General features: G+C 60.8%; 1 protein-coding gene. It reads right to left on the bottom strand.

Annotated elements, in window-relative coordinates:
• Positions 1–408: 408 nt before the first annotated feature.
• Positions 409–630: DUF6894 family protein (locus tag MKK64_RS03200; RefSeq protein ID WP_243932211.1), on the bottom strand; the 222-nt coding region annotated here is incomplete at its 5' end.

Genomic DNA, 630 nt, shown 5'->3' with positions numbered 1-630 from the left:
TGGAGAACGCGATCGCGGCGGTGGAGGCGGTGGCTGACGAGGAACGAGGTCGGCGGGACCGGTAGATCGGTCTTAGGTTAGCAAGCTCACCCACAGCGACGAGGTAACGAAGCCGTGATCGCGTGCGATTGAATTTTGCATTCAGGCACGGACCTTTCAGTCAGCTTGGCAGTATCTGAGCATGGCCGAGCACCAAACCACCCGTCTGCGAGAGCTTGCCGACGCTCTCAACATACCCCTGGACAAGTTCTGGGCTGCTGTGCCGGAGGGCGACCCCGGTGAGGCGGTGATGGTGCTTCGGCTTTGGTCTGCGATCACGGACCCACAGGCCCGCAACCGGGTTCTTGACTGTCTCCGTGCTGAAGCCGAACGCGCTGGCTTTCGAGAGTAGAAGCAGTTGCCATCGGCTCAATCGGCTTCCTCAACCGGCGGCTCATCCTCACCCAGCCAGATCCCCGCGAACGTCAGGGCCGCGGTGTAGACGGTAAGGCTCCTCTCGTTACGAACGAGGACGGTGTAGAACTGCGTGTCGCCATCCTTTGGCAATTGGTCTCTAGCGATCGCCGGAAGCGCATGCATCGCCTCTAAACGAATGTCGTCAGGTCCTTCACACTCGTGGCCGACCGCATC

The organism is Methylobacterium sp. E-025 (assembly GCF_022829705.1).
In the GTDB taxonomy this organism is placed as follows: domain Bacteria; phylum Pseudomonadota; class Alphaproteobacteria; order Rhizobiales; family Beijerinckiaceae; genus Methylobacterium.
Note: the sequence above shows the minus strand (reverse complement) of the source record. Positions and strands in the feature narration are given on the sequence as shown.